This window comes from Chelativorans alearensis, from assembly GCF_010993735.1.
Classification (GTDB): Bacteria; Pseudomonadota; Alphaproteobacteria; order Rhizobiales; family Rhizobiaceae; genus Chelativorans; species Chelativorans alearense.
In genome coordinates this window covers 483,677-498,002 of sequence record NZ_WQNI01000001.1, presented here as the reverse complement: position 1 = coordinate 498,002, position 14,326 = coordinate 483,677, and the positions used below count along the sequence as shown (strand labels likewise).

Genomic DNA, 14,326 nt, shown 5'->3' with positions numbered 1-14,326 from the left:
TGGTGTTTTCTATTATCTCATATCTATGGTCTAGCGGATCGTGCCCGTCGCCAAGGCGTGTTCGACGCCGCCTTCGACATGTCGCACGAGCACCTCGCGCGCGCGCACCGAATCCCGCTCGAGCGCGCACTCGAGGAGAATTCTGTGCTCTTCGGCCGCTATGTCGCCTCGGAAGGAAAGGGCTATCATCTGGTAGCGGAGGTATTTATCGAACACGCCTGCGTGCGTATCCATCAGAACCGAGGAGCCGCAGGCCGAGATGAGCGCTTGATGGAATTCCCAGTCGTACCGCTTCCATAGCTCGGTCTCGCTGCGGTCTCCCTCACTCATGCGCCTCTCCAGTGTGGCGAGCTTGTGATGGGCGGCCACCACGCGCCCCTCCCATTCCATGTCTCCCGCCGCCAAGGACTGCTCAAGTGCGTGATTTTCGAGCAGCAGGCGCAGGGCGGCGATTTCGCGCAGGTTCTCCACCGAGACCGGCGCGACCTCGAAGCCGCGTTGGCCCTCCGCCAGGACAAGGCTCTCGGAGGCAAGCCTGTTCAGGATTTCGCGCAGCGTGCTGATGCTTGCGCCGTAGCTGTCCCGCAATTTCTCGAGCTTGAGCTTCTGGCGCGGTGCGAGCCGCCCGAACACGATATCCGCCCTTATCCGACGATAGGCGTTTTCTCCGACGGTCGGAATCTGACCGCTCTGACCCTGAGGCGCATCGTGTTTCATATGATTCTGATAATATCGGAGAGAAGGCCGTGCAACGGCATTCGCCAAATTATCCAGCGAGCAGGCCGGCACTGAGCGTATGCTCAACGCAGGAACGGATGTGGTGGCCTAGAACTTCCATTGCTGTGGCATGGTTGCGCTCGACCGCGCATGCGAGCAGTTGCCGGTGCTCATCGGATGCTGCCTGTCCCCGGTAGATCACGGCGATGATCTGATAGCGCAGATAGTGATCGAATATCTGTCTATGGGCCTCCATCAGCGCGCGGGAGCCGCAGGCGGATATCAGTGCGCCGTGAAACTCGCGGTCATAGCGCTTCCACAGTTCGGTCTCGCTGCGATCGCCCGCGCCCATGCGCGCTTCCATGCGCGCCAGCTTATGATGTGCGGCAACGACGCGCCCTTCCCATTCGACATCGCCACGCTCGAAAGACTCCTTCAATGCATGCCCTTCGAGAAGCTCGCGCATTACGGCCACCTCGCGGAAGTGCTGCTGCGAAACGGGCGCGACCTCAAAGCCCCGCTGCCCCTCGGCAACGACAAATCGCTCGGACGAAAGCCGGCTGAGAATCTCGCGCAGCGTGCTGATGCTCGCCAGATAGGCAGGTTTCAGCCCATCCAGGCGCAGTCGCGCGCCCGGCTGCAGCTTACCGAAAATGATGTCATGGCGAATCTGCCTGTAGGCATTCTCGCCTGCCGTATCAACGGCGGGAACCGACTTTGCCATATGCTGCCATCCTGATCTTCGAAGCTCATGGCAGGTTCGGCGGGGTTCGGCAAGATCGTGTCGGGATTTGAAATATGAATGATGTAAGCAATAATACCAGATATTATGAGAAATATATATTGATCGCCGATCTATCTAGTGGCGAGAGTCCGTTCTCGACGGTTTTCGGCTGCCGGCCACCGTCGCGAAATGGCCAGGGAGGAATGCCATGATCAATTTGACCAGACGAACGCTGGTGGCGGCAGGCGCTGCCCTGGCGCTTGCCGGCTTCGCCACCACGGCCGTGGCTCAGGACAAGATCCAGCTGCGGTTCTCGGCGGTCTTCTCCGAGCAGGACATCCGGGCGGAGATGATGAATAAATTCGCCGAGGCGATCGGTGACGAGTTCGACTACCAGGGCTACTACGGCGGCACGCTGTTCAAGCAGGGTACCGAACTGGTCGCGTTGCAGCGCGGCAATCTGGAGATGGGCAACATCGCGCCGCAGGATATCTCCAACCAGATTCCCGCATGGTCGGTGCTGACCTCGGCCTACCTCTTCCGCGATGCCGATCACCTGCGCACGTTTTTTGAAAGCGAGCCTGGCGCGGAAATGAAGCAGATGGTGGAAGATCAGCTTGGGGTGAAGATCCTCGGCCCCACCTATTTCGGCTCCCGCCAGGTCGGGCTCAATCTCGACAAGAAGATCGAAACGCCGGAGGACATGTCCGGGATCAAGTTGCGGATGCCCGGCGGCGATGCCTGGCAGTTTCTTGGCCGGGCGCTCGGCGCCAATCCGGTTCCGATGGCCTATGCGGAGGTCTATACCGGGTTGCAGACGGGAGCGATCGACGGGCAGGACAACCCGCTGCCGAACGTCCAGAACATGAAGTTCTACGAGGTGATGAAGCAGATCGTTCTGACGTCGCACCTCGTCGGCTACGACCTGCTTACCATCTCGCTGGACACATGGAATGAGCTGACGCCGGAGCAGCAGGAGAAGGTGCAGGCGGCCGCCGATTCCGCGATCGAGTGGAGCACCGAGGAGCACCTGAAGCAGGAGGACGAACTGGCAGCCTTCTTCCGCGAACAGGGATTGGATCTTTACAAGCCGGATGTTGATGCTTTCCGCGCCCACGCGCAGGAGATCTATCTGGGATCGGATCTCGCAAAGGACTGGCCGGAAGGCATGGTCGATCGCATCAACGCTCTTTGACTTCAGGGTTTGGAGGTGCCGTGGCCCGCCTTGCGGCGGGTCACATTATCTTGCCGCGCACGCGGCACGTTGGTCTTGCCTGGAGGTCTGCATGCGGCTGTCTAGCGTTGGACAATTCCTCTACCGGCGGGCGGAGAATATTCTCGCGCTGATGCTCGCCATCATGTTCCTGGCCTTTATCGCGCAGATCGTCTTTCGCTATCTCCTTAACCTGCCGATCGGCTGGGCTTCGGAACTTACGGTCATCATGTGGCTCTGGTTGGTGCTGTGGGGGGCGTCCCTGGTTCTGACGGAGGACGAGGAAATCCGCTTCGACCTCGTCTACGGAGGCGTCGGGCCGAGGGTGCGTCGCTTCATGACGGTCGCGGGATCGATCGCGCTGCTCGTCCTCTACTTGTTCTCGCTGCCGGCAGTCGTGGATTACGTGACCTTCATGAAGGTCCAGGCAACGGCCTATATGAAAATCCGCTTCGACTATCTCTTCTCCATCTATCTGATCTTCGTGAGCGCCGTCATCGTCCGCTACTGCTGGATTGTCTGGCGTGCGCTGCGTTGTAGCCCGAGCGCCGGTGAGACCGGGATCGCCATACGCCCCGGTTCCGGAACCTAGGCATGCCGGATCCCTTTCTGATCTGCATTCTCACGATCATTGCGCTCAGCCTGCTGGGGTTGCCGATCGGCCACGCCATGATCGCGGCGTCCATCCTCTATCTCTACCTCGCCGGGCTCGACATGGGCACCGCCGCCGAGCAGCTGCTGAACGGTATATACACCAGCTATATCCTGCTCGCCGTGCCGCTTTTCATCCTCTCGGCGGAGATCATGAACAGCGGCTCCATGACGGAAAGGCTGTTGCGCTTTTGCAATGCGCTGGTCGGGCGGTTCCGCGGCGGCCTGGCCCAGGTCAACGTGGTTCAGTCGATCATCTTCGCCGGAATGTCGGGATCGGCAATCGCCGACGCCGCCGGCATCGGCAAGATGATGCAGAAGATGATGACGGATGGGGGACGCTACCCCGCCAGTTTCGCCGCGGCCCTCACCGCCGCCACGGCCGTCATCGGCCCGATCATCCCGCCGTCGATCCCGATGGTGCTCTATGCGCTCGTCTCGGATGCCTCGATTGGGTACCTGTTTCTCGGCGGCATGATTCCGGGGCTGCTCATGGGCCTGCTGCAGATGACACTCGTCGTCTGGTCGGCCCGGCGACGCGATTTTCCGGTCGAGGAACCCGCCCCGCTGCGACAGATACCCCGTATCACGATCAGGGCGTTGCCCGCGCTTTTCATGCCGGTGGTGCTCCTCGGCGGCATCTATTCCGGGATCACGACACCGACGGAAGCGGCGGCGATCGCGGCGGCCTATGCATTCCTCATCTCGGCGCTGCTCTATCGGACCGTAACGCTGCGCGGCACCTACCAGACATTGCTGTCCAGCGCCCGCACCACGGCCTCGATCGGCATGCTCATCGCCGGTGCGTTGGTGTTCAACTATGTGGTGACCGTGGAGAACATCCCGCGCACGCTGACGGCGTTCATGCAGGGCCTCGATCTCTCCCCGACGGCATTTCTGATCATGGTCAACGTGCTGCTTCTTGCGCTGGGCTGTCTGCTGGAAGGCACGACCATCATCCTGATCGTCCTGCCGGTCCTCATCCCGACCGCCGAGGCGCTCGGCGTCGATCTGGTCCATTTCGGCGTCGTCTGCGTGGTGAACATCATGATCGGGCTGATCACGCCGCCGTACGGCCTGCTGCTCTTCATCATGACGAATATCGGCAAAGTCTCGTTGCGCGCGCTGGTGCGCAACATCCTTCCGTTCCTCTACGCGATGCTGGTGTCGCTGGCGCTGATCACCTTCTTCCCCGGTCTCGTCCTCTTTCTCCCGCGCCTTCTCGGCTATCAAGGATGACCCCATGACCGCGCCGATCTACGTCCTCAACGGCCCTAATCTCAATCGTCTCGGTAAGCGGGAGCCCGAGATTTACGGCCGAACAACGCTCGCCGAGGTTGAGGCAATGTGCAGGGAGGCGGCCGATGTGATCCAGCTGGAGTTCCGCCAGTCCAACCGCGAGTACGAGATCGTCGAGTGGGTGCATGAGGCAATTGACACACCGGCGGCGGGGATCATCATCAATCCGGCCGCCTTTACCTTCACCTCGATCGCCATTCTCGATGCGCTCAAGATGTTCCCCGGCCCGGTCATCGAGCTGCACATTTCCAACATCCACCGCCGCGAGGAAATCTATCACCGCTCGCTCGTGTCCAGGGTCGCCACCGCCGTGATCGCCGGTCTCGGCCCGAGCGGCTATCCAGCGGCAGTCAGGGCGATGAAGCAGTTGCTCTCCGAGCGCGCCCCGCCTCCATAGCGTGATATGCCGGCCGGCCGCTCGGGCTTCAGTCCTATCGGTACAGCACCACCGGTATCTTGCACGAGCGTATCATCTCGGTCGTCGTCGAACCGATGATGAGGTTGCGGATGCGGTTGTGCCCATAAGCGCCCATGATGAGCAAGTCGATGCCCTCCTCTTCAACGATCCCGCTGATGACCTTGTGAGGCTCACCCGGCAAAAGCCGGGACGTCACATCGTAGCCGCCGCCTTCGAGAAGGCGCCGGGCGTCATCGAGCTTCTTCGTGTTCTCGGGCGTGTCCGGACCGACGGTCACCAGATGGCAGTCGAGCCCCGCATAGAGCGGGCTGCGCGCTACATGGTCGAGCGCCATCATGCTGCTCGTCCCGCCATCGTAAGCGATCAGCAACTTCTGTATCGGTTTGAAGGCCCGTGAGGCGACGAAGACCTGCTTTTTCGCGGCGCGCACCACACGTTCAAGATTGGAGCCGAGATGCAGCTTGGCGAAGTCGGCCGCTTCGCCGCGCTTGCCGATGACCAGCATCTCCGACTGCGCCTCGAACTCGGTCGCTGTCTCGACCACGTCGCCGATGCGAAGCAGCAATGAAATGTCATCGACACCGGCCTCGACCAAACGCGCCTTCGCATCTTCGAGAATGGCCCGGCCACGCTTCTGCGCAAGCTTTGCGCGCGCTTCGTCGAGGGCGCTCAACTCTTCGAGAAGCGCCGAGCGCGCGCCGAGCGCAATGTTCCCGGAAAGGTTTGCCGGTTCGCTGGAGGTGTCGCGCCGGCCGATCACGTGAAGCAGCTCTATCCCGACTTGGGTACGGCCGGCGATCCAGGCTGCATGGTCACATACGCTCGATGCATAGACGGAGCCATCGATAAGGGCTGTGATTTTCGTCATGGTTTCCCCTCCTTGGCCTAGTGGCCCATCAGGCGTTCCATCGCGCCGGGCTTGTCATGGATCGCAAGCCGGTCGACGATGGTTTCGCTCGCTTCGTTGAGACCGATGATCTCGACATCCGCCCCCTCCCGGCGGAACTTGAGCACGATCATGTCGAGGGCCGCAACGCTGGAGATATCCCAGATATGCGCGCGACTGACGTCGATCGTGACCTTCTCCAGCGCCTCCTTGAAGTCGAAGGCAGCGGTGAAGTCCTCCGCCGAGGCGAAGAAGATTTGACCCTCGACGGTGTAGCGGCGCTCGCGGCCGTCTTCAAGGAGCGTGGAGGAGACGCGGAAGATCTGCGCGATCTTCCAGGCGAAGAAGAGACCGGACAGAAGCACGCCGGCGCCCACCCCGATCGCAAGGTTGTGCGTGACAACCACGCAGACGACGGTCGCCAGCATGACGATCGAGGACGATTTCGGGTGGGTCCGCAGGCTTTTGATCGACGACCAGGAGAAGGTGCCGATCGACACCATGATCATGATCGACACCAGCGCCGCCATGGGAATGGCACTCACGAGATCGCCGAGCACGACCACCATAAACAGCAGGAACGCGCCGGCGGCGAAGGCGGAGAGCCGCCCTCGGCCACCGGATTTCACGTTGATGATCGACTGGCCGATCATGGCACAACCGGCCATGCCGCCTATGAAGCCGGTGGCCGTATTGGCGATACCCTGACCGATGCATTCCTGGTTACGGTTCGACGGCGTATCGGTGAGGTCGTCGACGATCTGTGCCGTCATCAGCGATTCCAGAAGCCCGACAGCCGCGACCGCCGCCGAATAGGGCAGGATGATCATCAGCGTTTCGAGGTTGAGCGGGATGTCGGGGATCAGGAAGACCGGCAGCGTCGACGGCAGTTCGCCCATGTCGCCGACGGTACGCAGGTCGAAGCCGAAGATCATGGCGACGGATGTGAGCGCGATGATGCAGACAAGCGGCGAGGGGATCGCCTTGGTGAGATATGGAAAGAGGTAGATGATCGCCAGGCCCGCGGCGACCATGACATAGGTGAGCCATGGCACGCCGGTCAGTTCCGGGATTTGCGCCATGAAGATCAGGATCGCCAGGGCGTTGACGAAGCCGGTCATCACCGAGCGCGAGACGAAGCGCATGACATAGCCGAGCTTCAAGAGCCCGGCGGCAATCTGGAGAAGGCCGGCAAGCACCGTCGCGGCGAGAAGATATTCCAGACCGTAATCACGCACGAGCGTGACCATCAGCACGGCGGTTGCCGCGGTCGCCGCCGAAATCATGCCGGGCCGCCCGCCAACGAAGGCAATCAGGACGGCGATCGAAAAGGAGGCGTAAAGGCCGATCTTTGGATCGACGCCGGCGATAATGGAAAAGGCGATGGCCTCTGGAATGAGCGCGAGGGCGACGACGAGGCCGGAGAGCAGGTCTCCGCGCACATTGCCGAACCACTGCGCGCGATAGGCGGACAGAAAGGGCATGTCAGTGATGGTTCCGATCTTTGGAGGGTGCGCGGCCGAAGAGTGGGCCACACAGGGCAACGGCTTTGTTCAAACGGTAGTCCGGCGGATCGGCGGCCGGAAGAGCCACCCGGGATTTCACCGGGTCCTGATGGATGGCTACGCCATACTGAAGCGGTGCCGTTGCCGCAATGGCGCGTCTGCATGGCTGCTATGCGCCTGGCTTACGCGATTCATCTGGGCACTGTCGCCGTGTTGCGCTGCCCGCGTTTGAGCCAAGTCCGCGGCGGTTCGCCAATCATACGCCGAAACATGGTGATAAAGGCGGCGACGCTGTCATAGCCGAGATCGAGCGCGATGGTGGTGACCGGCTCACCATCGGCAAGGCGCGGCAGCGCGGCGAACAGGCATGCCTGCTGCCGCCACATGGAAAGGCTCAGCCCGGTTTCACGATGGAACGTGCGGGTGAAGCTGCGGCGGCTCATCCCCGCCGCCTTAGCCCATTCATCGATCGTGGTGTGCGGCGAGGGCGCCTCGAGGAAGCGCCGGCAGAGGAGGGCGAGCTGTCGGTTGGCGGGAAAGGGGAGTGCCAGCGGCCGCTCCGGCAGGTTCGGGATCTCGTGCAGGAGGAGATCCAGGATAAGTGTGCCGCGGCCGGCGGGCGGTTCCTCACGCGGCAGCGCCATCGCCTCGACGATGAGGTTCCGCATCAAACCGGTGATGGAGAATACGCGCAGGTCCTCCGGCAGTCCGGCGATCGCGCCCAGCCGCACGTAGACGGAGCGCATCTGGACGTCGCCCAGCATGTCCACCGCATGGTCGACGCCGGCCGGCAGCCAGATCGCGTGTTCCGGCGGCACCATCCAGCGCCCGTTGCCGGTGCTCACCATCACGACTCCGGAGAGCGCATAGAGAAGCTGCGATCGGTTGTGGCGGTGCGTTTCTACATGGTGCCCATCCGGATAGTCGGCCGGCAGTGCAACCACATTGGCTTCCGCTGCCTCAATCCATTGACGCCGCCACCGGTCGGCGCCGACCAGCGGCCCGTCGTCCGTCTCATGCGCGCGCAATTCCACCATTGCTTGGCCCACTTTCGAAACTTTTGGACCAAAACACGAAAGAAGAACACAAGCAATCGGCCTATGAGGAACCATCGCAACGTCATGGAACCGATCTTGAGCGACACGTCCGCAGTCACCGCCAGAAGCTCCGCCGAGACCACAGCCTTCGTTGTGATCGCTGCCGTCAGCGTCTGTCATCTCATCAACGATGTGATGCAGTCGCTGCTCGCGGCGATCTATCCGATGCTGAAGCAGGACTACGGGCTCGACTTCTGGCAGATCGGGCTGCTGACGATGACGTTCCAGGGAACGGCATCGCTGCTGCAGCCGATGATCGGGCTTTTCGCCGACAAGCGCCCGCTGCCCTATTCGTTGCCCGTCGGCATGGGCGCGACCTTCGTGGGACTGATGTTCCTCGCTTTCGCCGGCCAGTATGCCCTCCTCGTCCTCGGGGCTGCGCTGATCGGACTTGGCTCGGCGGTTTTCCATCCCGAATCATCACGCGTGGCGCGGCTTGCCTCCGGCGGGCGCTACGGGCTCGCGCAGTCCCTGTTCCAGGTGGGCGGCAATTTCGGCTCCGCCGTCGGGCCGCTGCTTGCCGCTTTCATCGTCGTGCCACGAGGCCAGGCCAGCGTTGCCTGGTTCTCCGTCGCCGCGCTCGTCGGGATGATGATCCTCTGGCAGGTCGGTAACTGGTACGCCCGCTATCAGGCCACCGCGGCACGGCGGCCCAAGGCTATCCCCACAGTAGCCGTTCCGCGGCGAAAGGTCGTGATCGCGCTTGTCGTGCTGACGATCCTCACTTTCTCGAAGAATATCTATGTCGCCAGCTTTTCAAGCTATTACACCTTCTATGTCATCGACAAGTTCGCCGTATCGGTACAGACCTCGCAGGTGCTCCTCTTCGTCTTTCTCGGGGCGGCCGCGGCCGGAACGATCCTCGGCGGGGCGGTCGGTGACCGTCTCGGCGCCAAGGTGGTGATCTGGGTTTCTATTCTGGGGGTGGTGCCGTTCACCCTCGCGCTGCCCTATGCCAACCTCGAATGGACCATCGTGCTCTCCGCCATTATCGGCTTGGTGCTCGCCTCGGCCTTCCCCGCCATCGTCGTGATGGCGCAGGAACTCGTTCCCGGGCGGGTTGGGATGGTGGCCGGTATTTTCTTCGGTTTCGCTTTCGGCATTGCCGGCGTCGCGGCGGCGCTGCTGGGCGTGGTGGCTGACGCGAAGGGTATCGGTTACGTGTATTGGCTCTGCTCGTTCCTGCCGCTGCTCGGGCTTCTGACCGTTCTGCTTCCGAACATCAGGCCGGCGGCGCGGGCCGAGGTCGCGGCGACTGCCGGCACGGATGTGTCGCGCACGTGACATAAAGGGGCGACATGGTCTGTCCTCTTGAGATGAGTGGAGGGCCTCCTTGCCTGTTTCCTACGATGCCGTCCTTGCCGACATGGTTTCCGCAGCCCGCGAGGCGGGGGCGCTGACGCTTGAGCATTTCGGACGGTTTCGTGATCTGGAAATCCAGGTCAAGGGACCGGCTGATTTCCTGTCCGAAGCGGATATGGAATCCGAGACGCTGATCCGCGAAAGGCTGCTCGGCAAATATCCCGAATGGAGCTTCACCGGCGAGGAATTCGCGGCAATCGAAGGCGCGGACACCCGCTATCGCTGGCTGGTCGATCCTATCGACGGCACCACCAATTTCATCAACGGCATGCATTACACCATTTCGATCGCCCTGCGCCGCGGGGACGAGACAGTATGCGGCGCGCTCTATAATCCGGTCGCCGACGAAATGTTTACCGCCATCAGGGGCGCCGGCGCCTATCTCAACGGGCGGCGTTTGTCGGTATCGCGGCAGGCGGATCCGCGCTTTTTTGCCGTGGGAACCGGACTGCCCACTAGCAACCTTGCCCTTTACCCGGGCGCCTATGAGCGGCTTGACCGAATTCGCAACCCCATCGGTGCGGTGCGGGTCGTGGGGTCGAGCGCCAACAGTTGCGCGCATGTGGCCTGTGGGCGTCTGAGCGGGTATTTCGAGGAGTCCGGCCTGCTCGACTGGGCCGTGGGCGTCCTACTGGTGCAGGAAGCAGGCGGGATCGTCACCGACTGGTGGGGACGCGGGCCGGAATTTTATGAAAAGACCGGCGCGGTGATCGTCGCCAACCCGGCTTGTCACGCCTATCTTCTCGAAAAACTCAAGGATGCCCCGCGCAGGGACCCGCGTTAGACCAGAACAGTTCATCGTTTCATGGAGGACGCCTCAAGGGCCATCGCGAGCCCCTCCGGATCGTCGGTGCTGATCTGGTCCGCCTTGAGCGCCAGCAGGCGCTCGGCTGCGGCGAGGCTCGTTGGGCTTGCGTCGGGAAGCGTCCAGGCATCGACGCGCCGGCCGCCATTATGGAAGGCGCCGATAAGGTCGAAGCCGGCTCGATCGGCCGCCAGCACCAGGCGGTAGTCGAGATAGATCATTTCCGCTTCGGGAGCAGCAGCGAGGGCTTCGGCGGCGAAGGCGGAGAAGTCACGCGAGGCTTCCAGGTGCTCGAAGATTGGGCCATAGCAGGGATCGTAGCCAACACGGAGCCCTTCTACGCCTTCGGCCAGCAGCCGGACGGCCTCCGCATCGCCCGAGGACAGGATCATGTGGTGGGCGACGGGCTTGACACTGGCCTTGAAGGCGGCAATGGCGGCAGCGTCCAGCGCCGCGGCATCTTCCTTGAAATCGAGCTGAAGCAGCGCATCGGGATGGATGGGGCCTTCGGTGAGCAGGGCGCCCAGATCCTCCAGCAACATCACGCGGTCCGGGATGGGCCGGCCGTCGTTACCGCGAAGATTGAGCGCGCGCAGGGTTTCGGCGCGGCAATCGGCGACGCGGCCGGCTCCTGTCGTCTCCCGCTCCAGCGTCAGGTCGTGCAGGATGGCATAGCCGCGGTCGGCGTGGATCACCAGGTCCACCTCGACGCTGGCGCCAAGGCGCATACCTTCGTGGATGCGGCGGCCGGTGAACACCGGATCGCTGGCCCGGCGCCGGCCGCGATGCCATTTGAGCCAGGTGCGGTGGCCATTGCGGATGATCACGCGAGGGTCAGCCATTGCTGCGGACCACGCGTCTTCCGGCGGGGCGCGATTGCTCCTCGACCTGGGCCCCGCGATAGATCAGCGCGTTGTCGCGGTAGGCAACGATGGTACCGACGTTGAAATCGACCGGTCGGCCTGCTGTCCAAGCTTCGCTCTGTGGCATCATGGATTTCACCCTGTATCCGTCGGGCAGTTCGACATCGATCATGACATGCGAACCATAATCGACTGCGCGATGAATCACACCCATCCCTTGTCCCCGGGCCGGCGAGAGGCCGAGAGCCTCGGGACGGACAGCAAGGGTCGCCGGGCCATCGGCAATGGGAATGCGGGCGGCAAGGCCGGGACATGCAAAGACCTGGGTGTCTACGACACCTTCGAGCAGGTTCATCTGGCCGATGAAGCCGGCGACGAACGGGGTAGCAGGTGCGCGATAGACCTCGGAGGGAGGACCCACCTGCTCGATGCGCCCGTCGCGCATCACCACGATCCGGTCAGCCATGGCCAGCGCTTCGTCCTGTCCGTGGGTGACAAACAAAGTGGTGATGCCTAGCCGTTGCTGGATATCGCGCACGTCCTCGCGCAGCCTTTCCCGCAGATGCTGGTCGAGGCTGGCGAAGGGTTCGTCAAGCAGCAGGATCTTGGGCTCCAGCACCAGCGAGCGGGCCAAGGCCACGCGCTGTTGCTGGCCGCCGGACAATTGGTGCGTGAGACGAGAGCCGTAGCCCGTAAGGCCGACCAGTTCGAGCACCGCTTCCACGCGGCGGCGGATTTCGTCGCGCGGAAGGTGGCGCAGCCTGAGCCCGAAGGCGATATTCTTGAAAACGTTCATATGGGTCCAGAGCGCGTGGCTCTGGAAGACCATGCCCGTGGGCCGCTTTTCGGGCGGCAGATGGATGATCTCCTCCCCGTCGATCCGTATCGAGCCGGCGGTGGGGCGCTCGAAGCCGCCCACCATGCGCAGAAGCGTCGATTTTCCCGATCCCGAGGGACCGAGCAGGCAGACGAGCTCACCGTTATCCACCTCAAGGGTGAAATCGGCGACGGCCGTCGTTGTATCGAACTGCTTGGAAACCCCTGTTATTTCCAAACGCGCCATGATCCGAACCTTCCCGTTCACGCTCCGAAGCCGCGCGCGAACGCGCTGCCACCTATGACCCTGCGGGCAAACATCAGGGCGATGAATGACGGCACCCAGAGCAGCACGGAGAGCACCGCTCCATATTGGATGACCATCTGGTTGTTGATGAAACTGATCATCAGTACCGGCATGGTGCGGATGCCGGGGGCGCCGATGAGCCATGCCCCCTCGGTCTCGTAGAAGGTGCCGACGAAGCTCAAAAGAAGCGCGGCGACGATAGTGGGGCCTGCCTGCGGCAAGGTGATGGACCAGAACACCCGCAAGGGACCGGCGCCCGCATCACGGGCTGCCTCCTCCATCCGCCGATCCACGCCCTGGAAGGTGGCGACCGGAATCCAGATCATGAACATCAGCGTGCCCACGAGCTGGATCAGAACCACGCCCCAGAACGTACCGATGAGGTTGAGCTGGAGGAAGATCGCCGCAATGGCGATGAGCAGACCGAATTTGGGGAAGGCGTGGCCGGCAAGGAACGAGAAGAACAAAATGTTGCGGCCGGGAAAGTTGAGGCGCGCGAAGGCATAGGCCGCCGGCAGGCAGATAAGCGCCGAGAGCAGCGTGACCACGGTGGAAAGCTGCAGGCTGAGCGTCAGCGCCCCCCATACGTCCGACCGGCTGAGCGTCTGGTTCCAGAACCGCAGCCCGAATTGCTGCGGCACCACGGCCGGATAGCGCCAGACCTCGGTGAAGGCCCATGTGCCCACCACCAAAAGCGGAAGGATGATTGCGGCCGACAGCAGCATGGCAAAGGCGATGCCGGGCCAGTCGATGCGCTGGCGGTCGGGGGAGAGCACCACCATGATCACCCACCCCGGTTGCGCGCGACCGAGCGCACGTAGAACAGGCCGAACACGATGCAGAAGCCGAAGGCGATCACCGCCTGGGTGATGGCGTTGAGCGGGTCGTTCACCTCGCGGAAGGTGCGCTGCATGAACGGGCCCATCATCTCCGGTGAGGCCGGGCCCAGAAGGTAAGGCAGAGTGAACGCGGAGAAGATGCCCAGAATGGAAAAGGAGAGCGCCACCAGAACGGAATTGGAGATGCGTGGCAGGATGATGTGCCAGAACACCTGCAGCCTGTTCGCGCCCACGTCGCGGGCCGCCTCGATCGACTGATTGGCGACGTTGCCGAGCCCCGCAAGGAGGATCAGCACGGTCAATGGGATATTGTCCCAGACGAGCCCGATGACCGGCCCCCAGGGCGTCAGGTAGGGCGTGCGGATCTTGGGCAGGCCCACCGCGTTGAACAAGATATCCACCATGCCATTCGGGCCGAGCACGCGGATGAAAGCGTAGGCCAGGATGATCGAGGGCACGAATAGAGGGAAGATCGCCAGGCCCTGCACATAGGCGGGCAGCCGGCCGCTGGAGAAGCGAAGATAAAGCGCGATGGGGAGGCAAATCACCAGAAGCAGCAAGGCGCACATGCCTGTGGTCCACAGCGTGATGGCGAGGTTGTTGAGGCTGTATTGGTCGGAAAAGAAGAAGACGTAGCTCGAAAGATTGAAGCCGTAATTGCCTTCGGCGTCGAGCCGCCAGACGGTGCGCGCGATGGCGCTGATGGTCGGCCAGATCACCAGCCACCCGACCAGGAACACCGGAACAGCAACGAGCAGGAGGCCCCACGGCCTCCTGTTGTGATTGGTATCGGTCAGCAGCCGGGAGGCGGCTGCCTGGGTCAG

15 protein-coding genes and 1 other annotated feature are annotated in these 14,326 nt (G+C 62.6%); of the genes, 6 read left to right on the top strand and 9 right to left on the bottom strand.

Annotation, left to right across the window (positions count from 1 at the left end; translation table 11 throughout):
• Positions 1–30: 30 nt before the first annotated feature.
• Both GPJ75_RS02255 and GPJ75_RS02250 read right to left on the bottom strand, forming a co-directional pair.
• Positions 31–717: a GntR family transcriptional regulator gene (locus tag GPJ75_RS02255; protein WP_163264646.1), complete on the bottom strand. Its 687-nt coding sequence runs from the start codon at positions 715–717 to the stop codon at positions 31–33.
• Between the two features lie 49 nt (positions 718–766).
• The gene (locus GPJ75_RS02250) at positions 767–1,441 is read right to left on the bottom strand and encodes a GntR family transcriptional regulator (RefSeq protein ID WP_163264644.1); all 675 of its coding nucleotides are present in this window, start codon (positions 1,439–1,441) and stop codon (positions 767–769) included.
• A 208-nt stretch (positions 1,442–1,649) separates the two neighbouring features.
• Between GPJ75_RS02250 and GPJ75_RS02245 the strand changes: the two genes are divergently transcribed.
• The 4 genes from GPJ75_RS02245 (at position 1,650) to GPJ75_RS02230 (ending at position 5,001) form a co-directional block, all read left to right on the top strand.
• Positions 1,650–2,636 carry a sialic acid TRAP transporter substrate-binding protein SiaP gene (locus tag GPJ75_RS02245; protein WP_163264642.1) on the top strand — a complete coding sequence of 329 codons (987 nt, stop codon included), beginning with the start codon at positions 1,650–1,652 and terminating at the stop codon, positions 2,634–2,636.
• A 91-nt stretch (positions 2,637–2,727) separates the two neighbouring features.
• Positions 2,728–3,246 carry a TRAP transporter small permease gene (locus GPJ75_RS02240; RefSeq protein WP_163264639.1) on the top strand — a complete coding sequence of 173 codons (519 nt, stop codon included), beginning with the start codon at positions 2,728–2,730 and terminating at the stop codon, positions 3,244–3,246.
• 2 nt (positions 3,247–3,248) lie between these two features.
• A complete protein-coding gene (locus GPJ75_RS02235) occupies positions 3,249–4,544 on the top strand; it encodes a TRAP transporter large permease (RefSeq protein WP_163264637.1) in 1,296 nt (431 codons plus the stop codon).
• Positions 4,545–4,548: 4 nt separating this feature from the next.
• Positions 4,549–5,001, top strand: coding sequence for a type II 3-dehydroquinate dehydratase (locus tag GPJ75_RS02230; RefSeq protein WP_163264636.1), 453 nt, complete (start codon positions 4,549–4,551; stop codon positions 4,999–5,001).
• Positions 5,002–5,035: 34 nt separating this feature from the next.
• Here GPJ75_RS02230 and GPJ75_RS02225 read toward each other — a convergent pair whose 3' ends face one another.
• The 3 genes from GPJ75_RS02225 to GPJ75_RS02215 form a co-directional block, all read right to left on the bottom strand.
• Entirely contained in the window at positions 5,036–5,890 is an 855-nt protein-coding gene (locus GPJ75_RS02225; RefSeq protein WP_163264634.1) for a universal stress protein, read from the bottom strand.
• Positions 5,891–5,907: 17 nt separating this feature from the next.
• Entirely contained in the window at positions 5,908–7,392 is a 1,485-nt protein-coding gene (locus tag GPJ75_RS02220; RefSeq protein WP_163264632.1) for a SulP family inorganic anion transporter, read from the bottom strand.
• Between the two features lie 75 nt (positions 7,393–7,467).
• Positions 7,468–7,523 (bottom strand) — a sequence feature (sul1 is cis-regulatory element that is thought to sense ions involved in sulfur or methionine metabolism; They are found in Alphaproteobacteria).
• 81 nt (positions 7,524–7,604) lie between these two features.
• Positions 7,605–8,450 (bottom strand): AraC family transcriptional regulator, encoded by an 846-nt coding sequence (locus GPJ75_RS02215; RefSeq protein WP_163264630.1) that lies wholly within the window; start codon positions 8,448–8,450, stop codon positions 7,605–7,607.
• Between the two features lie 96 nt (positions 8,451–8,546).
• Here GPJ75_RS02215 and GPJ75_RS02210 point away from each other — a divergent pair, with 96 nt between their 5' ends.
• Together GPJ75_RS02210 and GPJ75_RS02205 are read left to right on the top strand one after the other, a co-directional pair.
• Positions 8,547–9,794: an MFS transporter gene (locus GPJ75_RS02210; protein ID WP_246248873.1), complete on the top strand. Its 1,248-nt coding sequence runs from the start codon at positions 8,547–8,549 to the stop codon at positions 9,792–9,794.
• Between the two features lie 49 nt (positions 9,795–9,843).
• Positions 9,844–10,656, top strand: coding sequence for an inositol monophosphatase family protein (locus GPJ75_RS02205; protein ID WP_163264626.1), 813 nt, complete (start codon positions 9,844–9,846; stop codon positions 10,654–10,656).
• An 11-nt stretch (positions 10,657–10,667) separates the two neighbouring features.
• Here GPJ75_RS02205 and GPJ75_RS02200 read toward each other — a convergent pair whose 3' ends face one another.
• From GPJ75_RS02200 to GPJ75_RS02185, 4 genes are read right to left on the bottom strand one after another with little or no spacing between them, the layout of a single operon-like run.
• Positions 10,668–11,519 (bottom strand): glycerophosphodiester phosphodiesterase, encoded by an 852-nt coding sequence (locus GPJ75_RS02200; RefSeq protein WP_163264624.1) that lies wholly within the window; start codon positions 11,517–11,519, stop codon positions 10,668–10,670.
• On the bottom strand, positions 11,512–12,603 hold the full coding sequence (locus GPJ75_RS02195) for an ABC transporter ATP-binding protein (RefSeq protein WP_163264622.1): 1,092 nt from the start codon (positions 12,601–12,603) through the stop codon (positions 11,512–11,514). The genes GPJ75_RS02200 and GPJ75_RS02195 overlap by 8 nt, the downstream gene beginning before the upstream one ends.
• 17 nt (positions 12,604–12,620) lie before the next feature.
• The gene (locus GPJ75_RS02190) at positions 12,621–13,445 is read right to left on the bottom strand and encodes an ABC transporter permease (protein WP_163264620.1); all 825 of its coding nucleotides are present in this window, start codon (positions 13,443–13,445) and stop codon (positions 12,621–12,623) included.
• Between the two features lie 2 nt (positions 13,446–13,447).
• Positions 13,448–14,326 (bottom strand): ABC transporter permease, encoded by an 879-nt coding sequence (locus GPJ75_RS02185; protein WP_163264900.1) that lies wholly within the window; start codon positions 14,324–14,326, stop codon positions 13,448–13,450.

Excerpts from the sequence above, each read along its gene's own strand:
- GPJ75_RS02250 (WP_163264644.1), bottom strand. The coding sequence starts at position 1,441 with ATGGCAAAGTCGGTTCCCGCCGTTGATACGGCAGGCGAGAATGCCTAC.
- GPJ75_RS02200 (WP_163264624.1), bottom strand. The coding sequence starts at position 11,519 with ATGGCTGACCCTCGCGTGATCATCCGCAATGGCCACCGCACCTGGCTC.
- GPJ75_RS02230 (WP_163264636.1), top strand. The coding sequence starts at position 4,549 with ATGACCGCGCCGATCTACGTCCTCAACGGCCCTAATCTCAATCGTCTC.
- GPJ75_RS02215 (WP_163264630.1), bottom strand. The coding sequence starts at position 8,450 with ATGGTGGAATTGCGCGCGCATGAGACGGACGACGGGCCGCTGGTCGGC.
- GPJ75_RS02255 (WP_163264646.1), bottom strand. The coding sequence starts at position 717 with ATGAAACACGATGCGCCTCAGGGTCAGAGCGGTCAGATTCCGACCGTC.
- GPJ75_RS02220 (WP_163264632.1), bottom strand. The coding sequence starts at position 7,392 with ATGCCCTTTCTGTCCGCCTATCGCGCGCAGTGGTTCGGCAATGTGCGC.
- GPJ75_RS02225 (WP_163264634.1), bottom strand. The coding sequence starts at position 5,890 with ATGACGAAAATCACAGCCCTTATCGATGGCTCCGTCTATGCATCGAGC.
- GPJ75_RS02240 (WP_163264639.1), top strand. The coding sequence starts at position 2,728 with ATGCGGCTGTCTAGCGTTGGACAATTCCTCTACCGGCGGGCGGAGAAT.
- GPJ75_RS02195 (WP_163264622.1), bottom strand. The coding sequence starts at position 12,603 with ATGGCGCGTTTGGAAATAACAGGGGTTTCCAAGCAGTTCGATACAACG.
- GPJ75_RS02190 (WP_163264620.1), bottom strand. The coding sequence starts at position 13,445 with ATGGTGGTGCTCTCCCCCGACCGCCAGCGCATCGACTGGCCCGGCATC.
- GPJ75_RS02245 (WP_163264642.1), top strand. The coding sequence starts at position 1,650 with ATGATCAATTTGACCAGACGAACGCTGGTGGCGGCAGGCGCTGCCCTG.
- GPJ75_RS02235 (WP_163264637.1), top strand. The coding sequence starts at position 3,249 with ATGCCGGATCCCTTTCTGATCTGCATTCTCACGATCATTGCGCTCAGC.